Consider the following 16,364-nt stretch of genomic DNA (forward strand, 5'->3'; position numbering starts at 1 on the left):
CTGTTCTTTCGGCAAGATTCCGACACTTTTCGCTCACCCGGTCAGAAGCTGCGTCAGATCCGAGACAACTCACCAAAAACTGCCCCAATCGACCCTGGAAACTCATTTGACCACCGAGACAAAACGAATAATATCACCCGATAGTCTCAAATCCTGAGATTCGTGTCGCGTGTCTGCGGAGTTTCCGTGGCGCCTCGTCCATGGGCGAGCGAACAGGGCACGCCTCGACCCCACCCCGAGGCTACACTGGGGGCAACGAGGAGGATTCACCGATGAACGTTCCTTTCCCCACCGGCGTCACCCGTACCCGACCCCCGGTGCCGACCGCCACCCTGCCGACGGGTACCCGCATCCCCGTGGTGGGTTTCGGCACCTACAAGATCGCCCCCGAGGACGCCTACGACGCGGTGAGCCGAGCCCTCGATGTTGGATACCGGCACATCGACACCGCGCAGATGTACGGTAACGAGGCCGCCGTCGGGGCCGCGCTGGAGGCCTCCGGCATCGCGCGCGAGCAGCTCTTCATCACCACGAAGGTGGACAACTCGAACCACGAACCCGAACGGGCGGCCGCATCCATCCGCCGGTCCCTGGAGGAACTGCGCACCAACTACGTGGATCTGTTGCTCGTGCATTGGCCGCTGCCGACGCTCTACGGGGGCGACGTCGCCCTGCCCTGGCCCGCGCTCGAGGAGGCGTTCGACGCGGGAGGCGCTCGCGCAATCGGCCTGTCCAACTACGAACGCGCCCACGTTGAGGCGGTCCGCGCCACAGCCCGCATTGCCCCTCACGTGCTCCAGGTCGAGGCCCACCCCTTCCTCCCCAACGACGAGCTGCGCCGCTACGCCCAGGGGCTCGGCATGGTGTTCGAGGCCTGGTCCCCCCTGGCGCGCGGGCAAGCGATCACCGATCCGACGCTGGGCGAGATCGGCGCCGAGCTGGGGGTGACTCCCGCCCAGGTCGCGCTGCGCTGGGCCCTCGACCGAGGCCACGTCGTCTTCCCCAAGACGTTGGGCCGCGAGCGCATGGCCGCAAACATTGACGTATTTTCTTTCGCCCTGTCGCCCGGGCACAGAGCGCGTATCGACGCGCTCGACCGGGGCGAGGCCGGGCGCACCGGGTCTCACCCAACCACGATGGACCGACTCTAGGGACGGGTACGATAAAGGAATGGCTTCAAAGCTCTCGCGCGCCGACCGCGCCATCGTGCGCCTGGCCGACGGAACAGTCAAACAGCAGAATCTGCTCACCGGAACAGAGGTGTGGACCGTCCCCGGACGAGGCAATCGGCCGCTGGCTCCCCCCCGCACCGACCATAACCCCGTCGATCACGAAGCGGAAGGCCACCATTGCGCGTTCTGCTCGGCCCGCTATCTCGAGACGCCGCCGGAGAAGTCGCGCCTGGTGCGTCGAGACGATGGGACGTGGCAGCAGCTGGACGCGCTGGGTGCCGACCAGCTGAGCGACACGGTCGCGGAATTCCGGAGAATCCCCAACCTCTTCGAGATCGTGTCCTACGACTACTGGCACCTCAACCACGGGCATGTCCCCTCGGAGGAGGATCGTCACCGCATGGCGCGCTACCTGGCCTCGGACGTGGGCTACGAGCACGTCATGAGCGTCGTGCGCGCGCGTATGCTGGCATCCGGCATGAGCGACGGCGAGTTCGCCGCGACCAGCGAGAGCGCGCGCCTGCAGTCCGCCAACGGGTTCTTCTCCGGCGGCCACGACCTGATCGTGGGCAGGCGCCACTACGTGGACGGCGCGACCGAGGCACACGAGCTCGCAGGCTCGGGCACCCTTTCGCCCGAGGAGCACGCACAGTACACCGCGTACACGGCGCGCTCGATGCGCGACCTCTATGACCTAGACCCGGCGGTGCGCTACGTCGCGGCATTCCAGAACTGGCTGCGGCCCGCCGGGGCTTCCTTCGACCACCTGCACAAGCAGCTCGTCGCGATCGACGACCTGGCCGTCCAAACGGAAGCCGAACTCGAGCGCCTGCGCGCCCAGCCCGACATCTACGACCAGATTTTCACGGTCGCCGCCACACGCAGGCTACTGATCGCCCAGAACGACCACGCCGTCGCCCTGGCCGGGTTTGGCCATCGTTTCCCGGGTATCGCGATCTGGCCGCTGGGCGCGCCCGCAAATCCTTGGGAAGTCAGTGACCAGGCCATGGCCGGTATCTCCGACATCCTGCACGCCGCACACGCCGCGACGGGCGTGGAAGTGCCCGCCAACGAAGAGTGGTACCACCGCCCGCCGACAGTATCGACCCCCATGCGCTGGCGCATCCTGCTGAAGTGGCGCATTTCGACCCTGGCGGGGTTCGAGGGCGGCACGCGCATCTACCTGAACACGATCGACCCGTGGCAGGTCGTCGAACGGACGGTGCCGCGCCTGCTGGAGCTGCGCGATAAAGGCCAGATCGCCCCCATGCGCATTGGCGAGGAGTGCAAGGTGAACCCCGCGATGCTGCGCGAGTAGGATCTGGGTGGGGCGGCGGCACGGCCTTGGGGCCAGATTATTTCTTTATTTCTCTCCGGCTGAGGTGCCTCCCGCCCCCTGCTGGGGTTGCGTTGGAGCAGGCGAGGACAGGGCAGAGCTCCAGGTCGCCAGCCACGCGCTGAGCGCGTCCGGTGAGGCAATCGTTTCGTCGGCCACGGCCGCTTCCCCCGTGATCCCCATGAGCCAGGCGGCCTTCGTGTCGGGCGCGAGCCCGCCGTCAATCGGGTAGGCGCTGCCCGTGGTGGCCAGGGAGCGCTGCGCGGTCTCGCCCTGGAGCCAGGCGATCAGGGATTCCGCGCCGTCGGACGCCGGAGAAGCCGTCGAAGCAGCGTACATGATGCGCGCGATGCACGTCGACGAGATCGGCGTGCCATAGGAGTCGGCGCCCGTGTTCGTTGCCGCGGCCGCCGCCAGGGAGCGCGGCGCGACAACCAGCGGATACGCGCCGGACTCACCGGCTGCCCCACCCACGAGCTGGGAGACGTACCCTTCAGACACGTGCGCGCCGGCCGTCCACGCGCCCACGGTCGCACCGAGGGACGCATCCACGTGCGGATTCAGGGACTGAGCGAAAGAACCCAGGCCCTCGCCCGTCTGGGCGGCGGCCTCCTGCACGAACGCGCGACCCACCGAGGACGAGGCCGGGTCGGGGACCGCCAGCAGGGCGCGCACGCGCGGGGAGGTCAGATCGCCAAAAGAAGTCGGCAGGGAACGGCCATTCGCGCTCAACCACGACTTGTCCGCGATGACGCACACGTCGTCGCGGCCGTACGCAACCGCGGCCGCAGCCCCCTCGACCGCCGTGCCGCTCACGGTGACCGTGTCCTGCGGGGCGGACGGCGCAATCGCGCCCGCCGCGCTGGCCGAAATGGCGTCGGCCCCGTCCAGCCCCAGCACGACATCCGCGCTGGTCTTGGACAAAGAGCCTGCCCCATCAACCGAGACCACCGCAACCGTGAAACCCGTCGCCCGCGTGAACGCCTGAGCCGTCTCGGGCGGCAGCTGCGCGCCACCCACCAGCGCAACGGTCACCGTCCCCGAGCCGGAACGCGGCGTCGGAGCATTAATCGTCCCGTGTCCGCCGCCCGCGGAAGATGCCCGCGCGCTCTGCCCGGGCACGATCGGGGACACGAAAGGATCCCGAGGAGCACTGGAGGACACCGCCGGCGTACAGGCCGCCACCGTCGTGGCAGCAACAACGAGGGCTGACAGCGCAGAAACAGAGCGGGCGCGATCCATGAGGAATCCTTCGGACGGGAACACTACCGTCCAAGCATAAGACAGCGGAGCCGTGGGCCTCGCGCGAGAGCGCCGCGTGGGGCATGATGGGACCACACGTTCGCACGCGGGGACAACCGCAACCACGCCAGGAGTCAGCCATGGATTCAGAGACCATCGAGAAGGTCGCCACGACCGTCGTCATCGCCGGAGCCGCCTTTGCCGCCTCCAAACTCGTCGAAGTCGGCTGGAGGGCCGCCACCAGGCGCCCCGTCCCCGTCGAAGACTCCGACGACGTCACGCTGACCTCCCTGGTCCTCTTCGCCGCAACCTCCGCCGCGATCGCCGCAGTCGCCCAGCGCTACGCGTACAAGGGCTCCCAGAAGTGGCTGGCCCCCAGGCTCACCGCGCGCTTCGGCGCGCCCGCCATTAAGGCCTGAACTCGCCCCTTCCGCGGCCTCACGCGAGCGGCAGGAGGGCCCCCAGGTCGGCGCGTTCCCCCGACGCCTCGACCAGTGAGGCAGCCACGGCCTCGTCCCACGTGATGATTCCACAGGCCAGGGACAGCCACGTGGGCGCATCCGTTTCCACCACCGCGGGCGGGGTCCCGCGCCGATGCCTGGTACCGGGCAGGATCTGGACCGCGCCCGCGGGAGGCACGCGCACCTCCACCGAACGGCCCGGATGCAGCGCACCCAGCTCCTCAAGCGTGAAACGCACCGCCGTGAAAACCACCGCGCACTCCGCGTCTTCACCGCGCTCATGTAAGTCGCGCCACAAAAGCAGGGCCTCCATCCCCTTTGCGGGGTCGATCCGTCGTTTCGCCATGCGTCGATTCTACGTCCGGCCCGCTCCCGCACCATCGCGTGCGTTCCGACCGCATCGTCAGGCACAATTGATGGGATGCATTCACGACGAGAGGACAACCGTGACCGACACAGCATCCCTCATTACGCTGCGCTCAATCCTCGACCTTGAGATCGCGCAAGCCTACCAGTGGGATGCGGCCACCATCATCTCCGTCTCGGGCGTCGACCGCGCCGGCGACCTCACGACCCGCGTGATCGAAGACCCGGGAGTCCTCGCCGACATCGCCGACGAGGGATTTTCACCGCACTCCGCCGTCGGGCACGCCCTCTCCCACGAACTGCACGACGCCATCCAGCGACGGGTGCGCCTGTGGGTCACCGTCATCCCCACGGACAAGCTGGAGCGGCTGCGCAGCGCCCTGGGCGCGAGCCTCATCCACCGGGCCGGTGTCCCATCCAATGGTTACACGCCCATCGCGCTGTCGCCCCTGAACCTGCTGGAGCAGTGGGCCGACGGCTCAGCCGAACAGCGTGAGTTCATCCGCGTCGCCATGGCCGGGCTCGACACGCTCACGACCTCCTCGCACGCCACCCAAGCGGCGCGGTCGGTCGGCGCGCCCATCATCGAGCGCTCGGCCGTCCTGAAGCTGTGCCGCAACCCCAAGTTCATCGCCTACGTCGTCGTCTTGATCTATTCCATGGCGCGCGCCGTGCCGGTCATCTACGTGCCGCATTTCCGGGGCGACTGGCGCATCCTGTGGTTCATCGACATGGTCACCGCCATCCCCTACACGTGGGGCCTCATCGAGATGGTCGCCGGGCAAAAGCTGTGGCACCGCATCGTGGGCGCTTTCACCACCGCGATCACTTTCGTCGCGCCCTACGTGTATTTCCTGATGTACGGCAGGCACGCTCCCCCGGGCGTGTGGCTGGCGATCGCCGTTATTTTCTTTGGCGGCATCTTCCTGGAGGTATTCCGATACCTGCGCGACCGGGCCGTAAAGAACGGGCTGGCGGCGCAGCCGTAGGACCCTTGCCGTAGGTCCCTTTTCACCGCTCGCCCCGCGGTCATTGGACCGCTGGGGCTGCAACGCGGTTGCGGTTGCGGGCGGGGCGCCCGCAACCGCGGGTTCCACCCCAATAGGTCGAGGGCCGAAAAAGCGACCGTCCCCCGCGGTAGGGAGCGGGGGACGGTCGCACCTGAGGTGAGGGCAGACGCCGCTACTTGTCCTCGCCGGTAGCCGTACGGATGAATCCGGCGAGCAAGAACCAGCCGCCGCCGATCCAGAACAGGACGAACACCCACACGGGCTGCGCCGGGTAGACGGCCACCAGGTACGCACACGCGATGATCCAGGTGGTAGCACCGATGATGTTCGGGATCTGGAAGCGTTTCACGCGCGCGGGATGCGTGTAGTGGATCGGCACCAGCGTCAAAATTGCGAGGATGATCGTCGCGGCGATGTTCAGCCAGGCGGAGGTTTGCAACAGGTACATGGTGATCGCGACGCAGTTCCAGGCCGCGGGGAATCCCACAAAGTAGTTGTCGTTCGACTTCTCACCGTCGTTCGCGTAGCAGAACACCGAGGAAGCGAGGATGACGATCATCATGATGGCGGGCAGCGGCTTTGGCCCGAAGGGCAGGTACATGGCCATGAACAGAGCGGGCAAGAACGTCCACGTCAGGTAGTCGACCAGGTTATCGACGACGGCCCCGTCAAACCACGGGATGACCTGTCGGACGCCGACCTTGCGAGCCAGGGTACCGTCGACTCCATCGACGATGAGGGCGATGACGGCCCACAGCCACATCATGGGGATGTCGTTGTTCAGTATGGCGAACAGAAACAGCGTTGCCCACACGAGGCCAGAGATCGTCAGCGCGTGCACCAACCACGCGGCGATGACGCGGCCAACGCTGGGCTTGCTGGGGGTATCGGAGGAGGCCGGGACCTCCTGGGCGGGAGCCTCCTGCTCGCAGGCGGCGGGGACGGGTTGCTCAGACACGAACGACTCCTGTCGTGACGGTTATTTTCCGCCCTTTAGTATGCCAAAGATTGGCGAAGCGGTGGTAGGACTTCCGGCAGGTTCCGGGGCGAGGAGCCACCGATGCTGCGGGCGGTGCGCGCGATGCCGCAGGTGCGGGCTATCTCGCCCACGCCCGCGGCATCAGAGCATCCCAGAAGTGTGGATATCCCGACTCGTTCAGGTCATAGCGTATCGAGGGAGACGACCCGGCCGACGGACAAAGGCATGGCGTACTCACGGCGAGGGCGAGGCGTGGATGGCCTCACCAGGCGCCTTTCGGGTTGCCGACGCGGCCCTCGTCCCGCTTCTCGCGCTGTTCCTTTCCGCGGTTCTCGTTTTGGTTTTGCAGGTCCTCCCTGCGCTTCTTCTGCTCCTTGGACTCGCCCTGGTAGGGATCTTCCTTCGGACTCGGGCTGGGGCTGGGCTGCTGGTTCTGCTGCCCCTGGTCCTGCTGCTGGCCTTGCTGCTGACTGTCGGAATCGCTGCGGTCCTCGGACTGTTCCTCGGCCTTTTGCTTCTTGTCCTCGACGCGGGACTTGTTCTTGTCGGCGGGATTGTCCGATTCCCCGCCGGACTGTTGCTTGTCGCCGGACTGGCCCTGGCCACCGGACTGCCCCTGATTCCCCGACTGGCCGGACTGGCCGCCATTGGACGTGCTCTGGCACGGGGAGATCAATTCCTCGGCTTCCTGGTAGGTGTTTGCAGCCTCGCTGTGGGATCCCGCAGCGTTCAGGATGTCTCCCTGTATTTCGATGCCGATGCCGAGGTTGACGCGTACGCGGCACTCGTAGGAGAAGGCCTCCAATCGCCCGGGCTTGACCTCGATGGCCTTGGGGACCAGTTCGAAGGCGGTACGCAGCTCGGCCACGCCCTCGTCCACGCGGTTTTGACGGGTCAGCGTTGTCCCGAGGTTGTAGTGCGCAACCCAGCGTTCAATGCCGATGGCGGTCCACTTCATCTGCCCTTCGTATCCCACCTGGGCGGCCTCATACTCCTGGGCTTTCCAGTGGCCCAGGGAGGAGCGCGACCAGAGGGTGACGCCGATCAGGTAGGCGGATGCGACCAGGGCGATCACCAGAAACGGGATGGAGTAGAGCAGGGGCCGCAGGGCCCGGCCAGATCGTTTCACCTTCTGCTTCCCGGGCGAGGCCGGGTTCAGTTTCGCGCGGACCGACGGGTTGACGGGATCTTCCTCGGGGGCCCCGAAAGGCAGGAGGTCCTCTTCGGGCAGGGAGTTGTCAGATGGCATGGGAGTTCCTCAGCTGTTGGGCTCGCAGCGCCAGGGTTGCGCCCTCCCACGCGAGGAGTCCTCCGAGGAGCAGAGCGAAGGGCCAGATGATGTAGCGATACGTGGATTGCTTGTTGCGCGACTCCGAGATGGTCGTGGCGCCCTCCAGGACGGAGCGCGCGTGGGACTCGATAGCCGATTTGTCGGGCGAGTGCACGTAGTCGATGCCGACACGGGAGGCGACCGTCTTCATGGCTGCCTCGTCAATCTTTGAGATCGCGATCGGGCTTCCGGGTTGGGAATAGTCGCGAATATACTCTGGCTCACCGCCGCTCTGGGCACCCTTGCCACCCAGGCGCAGCACCTTCATGCGGCCACCTTCCTGTGTCCCGTAGCCCAGGATGAGGCCGCCGTCCACGTGCTCCTTGACGGCATCCCAGTCGTTTTCCTCACCGGCAGGGGCCTTAGCCCAGTGGTCCTGGTTGGACGTCTCGCCGTCGGAGAAGACAAAGACGGCGCGGATGTTCTGGGGGTGACGCTTCTTATTCTTCGCGAGGAGCGCGGCGAGGTCCTTTGCCGGGCGGTTCACCGAGGATCCCTGCGAGGAGCTGGAGAGCTCCCGATCGAAGCTGGCCATGTACGCATCCACGGCGGAGGCGTCGGTCGTGAGCGGCATGTCCGTGTGCACCGCCGAGTCCCACGACATGATGGAAAAGCGCGAACCGGTCAGGATGCTCATGAGGATCGAGACGTCGTTGCGCACTCCGTCGATGCGGGGTTTTGTTCCGTCCCAGTCCTCGGCGCCCATGGAACCGGTACGGTCGATGACGAAGTAGACCTCGAGCGCTGAGGTCACCTCGCGGGCTTCGCCGGGGACGGAAGGACCCGCCCCCATGATGATGACGACCGCGACGATCAGGGCGCGTCGGACGATGTCCTTGATCCGTCTGCGCGCGGAGCGCCTGGCGGAAAGGAAGACGAATCCCGAGGCGATCAGGGCGATTAGTACCAGCAGGGCCAGGTTGACGACGGGTTGAAATACCATCTCAGAACCTCCCGTAGGCGAGCAGCCCGAGCAGGGAAAGGACTCCGACGATGGTCCATCCCAGGGCGGCGCCGGGACGGTCGGTTTCCAGCATCTTTGCGGCAGAATCGAGGTCTTCCTTCTGCTCGGATTCGATCTGCTTGACGACTTCGTCGACGGCCGACGGGGACGAGGCATCATAGAACTCGCCGCCGGTCGACCTGACCTGGTCCCTCAGCTCGTAGGCCTCGCTGGTCATGGCGTACGTCGATCCCGGGTAGAGGGCCGACACGGTCACTTTCTGGCTCTTCGCGAACTCGATGGCCTCGGACAGGTTGTATATGCCCTGACCGTACACCTCGTTGTCGGTCGCCAAAAGGATCGTGCGGGACCGCTGCTTGTCGGTGTGGTCGAAGCCCAGGACGCACGAAGCCAGGCCGTCACCGACCAGCGACGCCTTCGGATCGTCGTCGTCCGAAAGCGTTGGACGCAGGTACTTCTCCAGATTCGCTGTCACGGAGATCCGCCCGCCGATGGTAGAGAATCCGCCGTCGATGGTTTCGGCCATCTCCGTGAGGACGTCGTTAGCCAACTCGTAGTCATCGGTCAGCGGAAACATGGTCATCGAATAGGCGTTCCACAGCTGCAAAGAGATTCGTTCGCCTTCGAAGTGGGAGATGATCTGCTTGAAGGCGTCGCCGATCTTCGAGTCGTAGGGAAGCATCGACCCCGAGGCGTCCAGGCAGATCACGATATCTCGGCTGGAGGACTTATCGTGCTTGACGTAGCGATCCACGGGTGCTCCCGCCGACACCGAGGTCGCGATGACCGCGATCAGGAAGCAGACGACGGCCATCGCCAGGGAGGCGCGCGTGCGCCTCACGAGCGTCTGGTACTTGGGCAGGCCTCGCAGGTAGCCGGTGTTGGCCACCCAGCCTTTTCCTCCCGAGCGTTGACCAGCGCGGCGCGCGAGCAGCCAGCCGGCGCAGGTTGCGGCAAGGACGACGCCGAGGACGACAAAGATGAGCCAGGTAAACCTCATGCGTCCACCGCCTGCGAGGCGAGGAACAGGATGTCGGTGGCGCGGGCGCCGCCCGGTATCGGTGACGCGGCAAGTCCTCTGCCGTGGGGTGGGCCATCCGGGGGGGTGGGAATCGCGTCGCGCCCGGCAGGGTCCCCTCCCTCATCGTCGCCGACGAAGCTGGGCGTCTCGCAGGCCTCGAGCACATTTGCCAGTTGGGGCCACGTGGGCACCAATGCGCGGATTTCAGAGACCGTGGCGACCTCAAGGTCACGACCCGAGCGTTCGGTGCCGAGGGCGCGCATGAGGCCCGCGACCGCCAGGTGCGTGCCGCGCTCGTCGAGTTCTCCGCTGGCGCGCCGCTGGGCAATCTGATCGACGAACTCGTGGTAGCGTGCGCGACGGGCCGCGGAGATTGTCTGCAGGTTAGCGACGCTGCCCTCACGCGAGTGCCACCAGGCCCACAGGCTATAGGCCACCCAGCCGACCACCAGGAGCAGGAGCGCCGCACCGGCGACCCACATCCAGTGCGGGTAGATGATTGGGTCTTGGAGGCTGTCAATGAGGTTGCCGGACATCGCCGTACCTTTCGCCCGGGCGGGTGAGCGGGGCGGTGTTGGCGTGAACGGCGCGGTGTGCTGCCATCGCTCGTGGTGCCATTCCGACTCTCTTCCCAGTGTTCATCGGAGCGTCGGACCGACCACCCATTCCCGTGTCAGAGCCGACGCCGCGTTCACCTGATTGTGCCACGACGGGAGCGATAGTGCTAATGCCCGGTGCGGCGCCTGGCCGCAGGTGTCACCCCGGGAGACCGCGTTTATTCGACAGGCGTTTGAGCAATTTGTTCGATGTTTGCGCGCTTCTTCGGGCGCGCAGGATACCCGGAGCGCCACACGTAGAGCCCAATCAGTGAGACTCCCCCCAACAGGCCGACGGCCCACCAGGGGAACCCGGGGATATCGGGAACATCGCCTGCCGCGTCGAGGTCCTTCTGGGGGGTGGGATAGACGCGCTCGCCGGTGATCAGGATGCGGTGCGTGTTGATGCCCAGGGGCGTGCACGTCACCAGCGTAGCCAGATCCCGCCCCGGGTCGGCGCGCAGCGCCTCGGTTTCCTCGGGTTCGACGACCTTTTTATCAAAGACCCTGTAGGTGAGGACCTCGCCGAACACCTCGAAGGTGAAGGTGTCGCCCACCGAAACCTTGTCGAGGTCCGTAAACATGCGCGCTTCGGCCAGCCCGCTGTGCCCGGTGACGACCGCGCGTTGCCCCTGCCCGCCGACGGGCAACGAGGTGCCCTCCAGGTGCCCGAGCCCCCTGAGGAGGGTGTCGTCGGCGGTGCCGTGGTAGATGGGCAGGTCGATGTCGGCGGTGGGGACCTTCAGCCTGCCCATGAGTCCCGTATCGTCGGCTCTCAGGATGGAGTTATAGTCCAGGCTTTCGTCACCGGAGGTGCCGTCGCCGGTGGGCACGTTCGTGTTCGCCTTCAGTACCGCCCCGTAGTTCAACGCGTCGTTGTACCTGTGGGCGAGCGCCAGCTGTTCATCGGCCGACGGGTCGGCGCGGCCGACCGAGTCCTTGTACTGGGCGATGACCTGCGACTGGTTGTATTGGACAATCCAGGCGGAGATCGACGGGTACAGGCAGAGCAGCATGGCCGCCAGCGCCAGCAGGGACGGGATCAGCGAGGGTGCCGAGAATGTCCACCGTCGCTGCTCCTGGGCAGGCGGGCGCGATCTGGCGGGCGTTATCTGTGCACCTGGCGCGTCGGGCGCGGTGCTTCCGGTTTCGTGCGTGTGGGTCATAGTGCGGGCGCGCTGGGGGACCCGGGTCGGGGTCCCCCAGTCGCGTCATGCCTTTCGGTTCTTGCGGCGCTTGATGGCCGCGCCTACGCCAGCGGCACCCAGGCCGGCGACGATACCGCCGATGATGTATGCATCAGCACCGAATCCGCCGGTGAGCGGGAGGCTTGGAACATTCTGCTTCTCATTCGTGATCGGCTCGAAAGCAAAGTCCAGTGCCTTTGCATCGATTGTGAATTCATGCGGGGTCGGATCCAGGCGGTACCCGGCGGGAGCCTTCTTCTCTTTGAGAGTGTAGGTCTTCTCGCTCCACGGCAGCCCCTTCACGGTGAAGGAACCGGCGGCGGGGTCCGTGTCGTAGTAGGTGCCGTCCGGGGCCTTCGGACACTGGGCGGCCGAGTCAGCCTGGCAGTCCGCGATGGTCACCGCGCCCGGCAGCGCGCCGCCGCTGATCGTCCATTCCGAGCCTGCGAGAGGCGAGGTGCCGTCGGAGGCATCCACCTTCTTCCAGGTCACCGACCCGGTGAGCCTCGTATTGATGATGGCACCGTTGTCAGTAACCTTGCCATCAATTGCCGCGAGTCTAGCCTCAAGGGCAGAACCGTTGAGCTGTGGGAAGGTAAAGGTGTCGGTCAACACCGCATACCCGTCGGGGACGGCGGACTCCTTGATAGAGTAGGTCCCCCACTTGAGACCCGTGAGTTTGAACTTACCCGGCGCCGGATCCTGATCCTTATAGGCGCCCGTCGGGCAGATACCCGAGGAGCAGTCAGTCACGGTCGTGCCCGTCGGAACGTCGGGACCCGTCAGGGTCCAAGTGGTGCCTGCCAGAAGAGTGGTCCCGTCGGATTCAACCTTATCCCAGGTGAGGGTGCCCGGTTTCGTCGTGTTAACAATTGTGCACGTCACACGATCAGCGTTCTTGATGGTAACCCGCGAGCCTGACAGAGTTGACGAGTAGGAGGTTCCCTGAGCGTTGACGGTTCCGGCGGTCTGGCCACAGGTCCATTCGCCAGCCGCGTACCCACCCGCCTGAGCATTCACCGATTCCTCGGACAGCGCGTACGTGCCCTTGAGCACTCGCTGGATGTTCGTGTCGCCTGCACCCGTGATGGTCTTGAAGGGAGCATTCACCGAGGAATTCTTACCTGTGAGGGTCCATTCCGATGCGGCGAGCGCGGGGACCTCCGTCGAGGCGTAAAGCCCGTCAACATTCTTGACAATCTGAAGGGTGGGAATGCGGACTGAAATCTTGTAGTCCTCGACCTCACCGGTCGTCGTGTTACCGGTAGCCTTCTGATTGTCACCATTAGAGTCGTTGGTGATACGCAGACGCATGAAGGTATCACCGACACTTCCCGCCTCTCCGGTCACCGAACGGACAACGTCGTCGGGAACCGTCCAGCTGAGCTTCACGCTGGACCCCAGGCAGGGTACCTCATCGGACTTCTCACCCAAGTCGAAGGAGCCGTTGTGGTTCCAGTCGATCCATCCGGCAACCTTCCCCGGTCCCTTACAGGCAACCGTCTGTTGATGGGTCGCTCCCGCCTGAGTAGTGATTCCCTCGGCAATGGTCTGCACGCTGAGACCATCCTCGTCTGCGGTTCCGTTCTGATCATCACCAAGGGCGTCGTCCGAGTGCTGCTGGTACCCCTCGGCGTCGATCTCGGTGCCAAGAATCGTTTGGGCAGAATGCATCGTCGCCTTGCCGACACTAAAGGCATCAACGGTGTGCGTCACCTGACCGCCGCTCCACGTGGGCTGGAAGAGCGCGGATGCTTTGCCATAGGACTCTGGGGCGTCGCCAAAGTCGGTGGCGATGACCAGGCCCAGTGCGACCGCCGAGTAGCCTCCACCCTGAATGGTGATCGTCGCCTTGGTCGCACCTTCCATGAACATAACGGCATCCGGACCACCCAGGCCGTTAGGGCGACTGTACTTTCCACCATTCTGGTAGACACACTCCTTTCCGGTAGGCATCAGCCGGACCGTCGAGGAGTCAACGAATTTTGCTTCACTAGTCACGCCATTGCAATTAGCAGAACGCAGGGTATCGAGGACGCGCCACTTGACATTCTGCTGCGAGGTGCTTGCCTGCACCCACTCATTCTGGAAGTCATAGTCGTCACCTGGCTTCCGATTGCTAGAGGCCTCGGCGTCCGCGAAGACGAGGCCGGAAAGGGGGACAGCGAGGGTCGTACCGTCATCGCCGCGAAGCTCTGCGGAGCAGTTGAGGTCAACGCTCACTCGGGCGTTCACACCCGTCGGACGGTTCCCCGGCTGCCATGGAGCGTTCGGATTCTCGTAGGAATTGCTCCCGATGTTCGCGTAGCCATTGGCCAGGCCGACGACCATCTTGTTCTTGTTGACGTAGTCCTTGGGGTACGTAAGCCCTTCGTGCCACTCGGCGGAACCGTCGCTCCATGAGCCGGGGCCGCCGACGTTGTAGAGGTTGTCCAGGGCGTCGCCTGCCCAAGTTCCTGGAATGGTCGCGACTAGGGGGCCATTGGATTGTTCATCCGTGCTTCCAGTGCCGTGCCCCAAGTGTTGAAGATTCGACAGGGTGCAGGTCGTCACCAGAACGCCAGCGTCGCCCATGTCCCGCGAATTCGTGAACGCTTTCACCTCGCCCTTATCGAGAATCGGCGCGTAGGGCTGCGTCTGGTTTGCGAAGTACTTGTCATAGTCCGCCCATTGGAGCCACTGGATGGATTCTTTGAAGCGCCCCGAGCCTCCCGTGGCGAAGGTCGCGGGCAGGGAACCACTGGGGACCCTCTCGGCAGCCGCCTGGGTCTGCTCCACCACGTGGGGCAGGATCGGCGCGGTGCCGATGGCCGCGCAGACCGCGAACGCGACCGCGAAGCGTGCGAGCCGCCTGCTGCGGGACTGTAGACGGGCGTGTTGGGTCACTTCAACTCCAATGACTAGGTTTTTAAAAAATCGTTCTCAAGCAAGTATTGTCTGGGATGTACTGCGGGGTCGGCACGGCTGGAGAACCGGTCTCCCGGCCGTGCCGACCCGCACGGGGCCTCGGTGCCAGGGCGACACCCTGACAGCCCCGAATTGTCAGGCTTCCCTGCTGCGCTTACGCGAGCGGATAACCAGGGTGGAACCAACGGCGATGAGTCCCAGGGAGACGCCGCCGATGGTCATCAGCAGCTGGCCGTTGGCACCCGTGAGGGGCAGCTGAGGCACGGGCTGCTTGGTGTTGCTGATCTCGGCGTTGTACGAACCCACGTTCTGGGTACCCTTGGCAACCTCGATGCCGGTCGTGGCGTTCTTGGGCAGGACGTAGCCCGCGGGGGCCTCGATCTCCTCGACCACGTAGCAGCGCTTGAGCGCACCCTTCGAGGCAGGGCCGACCGAGCCGACGGAGTCGCCGACGTAGAGGCCGTCGATCTTCACCAGGCCGTTCTCGTCAGAGACGAACTCGGTCTTGTCGTTGACCTTGATCGGGTCGCCAGTCTTGGTCGCAGCCTTGCAGTCGGCCGCGTAGGGGTCGGTGGCGTTGTAGACGTTGAACTTCGCGCCCTTGATGCCGGTCTTGGCATTGCCGGAATTGCCGTCGAACTTCAGCAGCTGAACGCTGCCCCAATCCGTGGAGACCTCGGGGGAGGTCGGCGGGTTTTCGGGCTCGAACGGAGGCAGCGAGGGCGGGTCGTTGGGGGGAACGGCGCCGTAGGTCGTGTCCTGGATCAGGTCGGCCGTGTTCTTGATGGTACCGTCACCAACGGCGCTGACCTTGCCGCTGAAGATCGCCTCAAGCTTCTTGCCGGCATTATCCTGCAGCTTCTGCAGACCGGCGCGCTTGAAGGAGACGACAACCAGGCCGTTCGTATTGGACTGCTCGTAGTCGGTGCCCTCGGTCAGGGTCTCGTCGCCCAGGGTGATCTTGTCGACCTTGCCGTCGGTGAGGCGCGGATCCAGCTGGTCACGCAGGTAGAAGTACTTGAACTGCAGGTCGGCGTCAAGATACGGAACGGCCACAGGGACAGGGCCGTCGTCACCAAGGTTCGGGATGGTCGTGGAGACGGGGAAGGTCACGCGAGAACCCAGGCCGAAGCCGTTCGCACTCTGATCGGAGATGGTCTTGTCGATCTCGATCTTCTGGTTCTTCGGGTAGGCGTGCACGTCGTAGAGCCACTTGCCGTCGCCATCATTGGTGGTGTTCGGGAACGGGATCGTCACGACGAAGGGCTTGGCCTTCTCGACGATGTTGGCAGGAGCCTTGGTCTCACAGACCAGGTACGCGGCGACCGAGAGCTGCTCCAGCTTGGTCACGCCACCACCGGCGGTGGTACCCTCGGCTGCTGCGTTCGTCTCGACGGCGGGCGCACCGGCTCCGAGCGTCGGGGCAGCAGGATCCGCACAGGCGCTGGCGGGAACATTGTCGACAAGCTCTGCCAGCTTGTCCCAGTCGGCGGGCTTGGACAGGTCCAGGCCGGAGACCTTGTACGCCTTGAAGGTCACGCCATCAACGCCGTCACCGCCAGCATCGGCAGAACCGTCTACCTTGCCCATCTGACCCGAATCGTTCTTCAGGTGCTTGTGGATGGTGATCGAGCCCTTGGCGTTTTGATCGATGGTGCCGTAGGAGGGATCCTTGGCAAAAGCAGCCGCGCTGGTGGCAACAACTCCCGCAACTCCGATACTCAGGGCACCCGCGGCGGCGAGCATTCGCCGCCCCAGGGGCGAGTGTTTGCTGTTCACTCGTCTTCCTCTCA

Annotated in this window: 14 protein-coding genes; 4 read left to right on the plus strand and 10 right to left on the minus strand. The window is 65.0% G+C overall.

From position 1 onward, the window contains the following. The first annotated feature begins 272 nt into the window (after window positions 1-272). The gene (locus BLT68_RS06510) at window positions 273-1,151 is read left to right on the plus strand and encodes an aldo/keto reductase (RefSeq protein WP_050695678.1); all 879 of its coding nucleotides are present in this window, start codon (window positions 273-275) and stop codon (window positions 1,149-1,151) included. A 19-nt stretch (window positions 1,152-1,170) separates the two neighbouring features. Next, on the plus strand, window positions 1,171-2,490 hold the full coding sequence (locus BLT68_RS06515) for a DUF4921 family protein (RefSeq protein ID WP_050695677.1): 1,320 nt from the start codon (window positions 1,171-1,173) through the stop codon (window positions 2,488-2,490). 45 nt (window positions 2,491-2,535) lie between these two features. On the opposite strand, the gene BLT68_RS06520 is transcribed toward BLT68_RS06515, so the two are convergent. Further along, complete coding sequence (locus BLT68_RS06520; protein ID WP_050695676.1) at window positions 2,536-3,750, minus strand: type 2 periplasmic-binding domain-containing protein; 1,215 nt, start codon at window positions 3,748-3,750, stop codon at window positions 2,536-2,538. A gap of 140 nt (window positions 3,751-3,890) precedes the next feature. Between BLT68_RS06520 and BLT68_RS06525 the strand changes: the two genes are divergently transcribed. Continuing rightward, window positions 3,891-4,169: a DUF4235 domain-containing protein gene (locus BLT68_RS06525; RefSeq protein WP_050695675.1), complete on the plus strand. Its 279-nt coding sequence runs from the start codon at window positions 3,891-3,893 to the stop codon at window positions 4,167-4,169. Between the two features lie 19 nt (window positions 4,170-4,188). Here BLT68_RS06525 and BLT68_RS06530 read toward each other — a convergent pair whose 3' ends face one another. Next, on the minus strand, window positions 4,189-4,557 hold the full coding sequence (locus BLT68_RS06530; protein ID WP_074633329.1) for a sterol carrier family protein: 369 nt from the start codon (window positions 4,555-4,557) through the stop codon (window positions 4,189-4,191). Between the two features lie 100 nt (window positions 4,558-4,657). On the opposite strand from BLT68_RS06530, the gene BLT68_RS06535 reads away from it, so the two are divergent. Further along, window positions 4,658-5,566 (plus strand): cytochrome C oxidase subunit IV, encoded by a 909-nt coding sequence (locus BLT68_RS06535; protein ID WP_074633331.1) that lies wholly within the window; start codon window positions 4,658-4,660, stop codon window positions 5,564-5,566. Window positions 5,567-5,759: 193 nt separating this feature from the next. Here the strand turns inward: BLT68_RS06535 and BLT68_RS06540 are convergent, their stop codons facing one another. The 8 genes from BLT68_RS06540 to BLT68_RS06575 all read right to left on the minus strand — a co-directional run bounded on the left by BLT68_RS06540 (window position 5,760) and on the right by BLT68_RS06575 (window position 16,350). Beyond that, a complete protein-coding gene (locus BLT68_RS06540) occupies window positions 5,760-6,545 on the minus strand; it encodes a CDP-alcohol phosphatidyltransferase family protein (RefSeq protein WP_074633333.1) in 786 nt (261 codons plus the stop codon). 283 nt (window positions 6,546-6,828) lie between these two features. Next, a complete protein-coding gene (locus BLT68_RS06545) occupies window positions 6,829-7,815 on the minus strand; it encodes a hypothetical protein (protein ID WP_074633334.1) in 987 nt (328 codons plus the stop codon). Then, window positions 7,805-8,839 (minus strand): VWA domain-containing protein, encoded by a 1,035-nt coding sequence (locus tag BLT68_RS06550; RefSeq protein WP_050695671.1) that lies wholly within the window; start codon window positions 8,837-8,839, stop codon window positions 7,805-7,807. The genes BLT68_RS06545 and BLT68_RS06550 overlap by 11 nt, the downstream gene beginning before the upstream one ends. A gap of 1 nt (window position 8,840) precedes the next feature. Further along, a complete protein-coding gene (locus BLT68_RS06555; protein ID WP_074633336.1) occupies window positions 8,841-9,860 on the minus strand; it encodes a vWA domain-containing protein in 1,020 nt (339 codons plus the stop codon). Beyond that, window positions 9,857-10,417 carry a hypothetical protein gene (locus BLT68_RS06560; RefSeq protein ID WP_050695669.1) on the minus strand — a complete coding sequence of 187 codons (561 nt, stop codon included), beginning with the start codon at window positions 10,415-10,417 and terminating at the stop codon, window positions 9,857-9,859. The genes BLT68_RS06555 and BLT68_RS06560 overlap by 4 nt, the downstream gene beginning before the upstream one ends. 239 nt (window positions 10,418-10,656) lie before the next feature. Next, window positions 10,657-11,643: a class C sortase gene (locus BLT68_RS06565; protein WP_082175962.1), complete on the minus strand. Its 987-nt coding sequence runs from the start codon at window positions 11,641-11,643 to the stop codon at window positions 10,657-10,659. Window positions 11,644-11,688: 45 nt separating this feature from the next. Then, the gene (locus BLT68_RS06570) at window positions 11,689-14,550 is read right to left on the minus strand and encodes a CshA/CshB family fibrillar adhesin-related protein (RefSeq protein ID WP_050695667.1); all 2,862 of its coding nucleotides are present in this window, start codon (window positions 14,548-14,550) and stop codon (window positions 11,689-11,691) included. A gap of 156 nt (window positions 14,551-14,706) precedes the next feature. Continuing rightward, window positions 14,707-16,350 carry a SpaH/EbpB family LPXTG-anchored major pilin gene (locus BLT68_RS06575; protein ID WP_165603242.1) on the minus strand — a complete coding sequence of 548 codons (1,644 nt, stop codon included), beginning with the start codon at window positions 16,348-16,350 and terminating at the stop codon, window positions 14,707-14,709. Window positions 16,351-16,364 lie beyond the last annotated feature (14 nt).

This window comes from Schaalia meyeri, from assembly GCF_900105015.1.
Lineage (GTDB): Bacteria > Actinomycetota > Actinomycetes > Actinomycetales > Actinomycetaceae > Pauljensenia > Pauljensenia meyeri.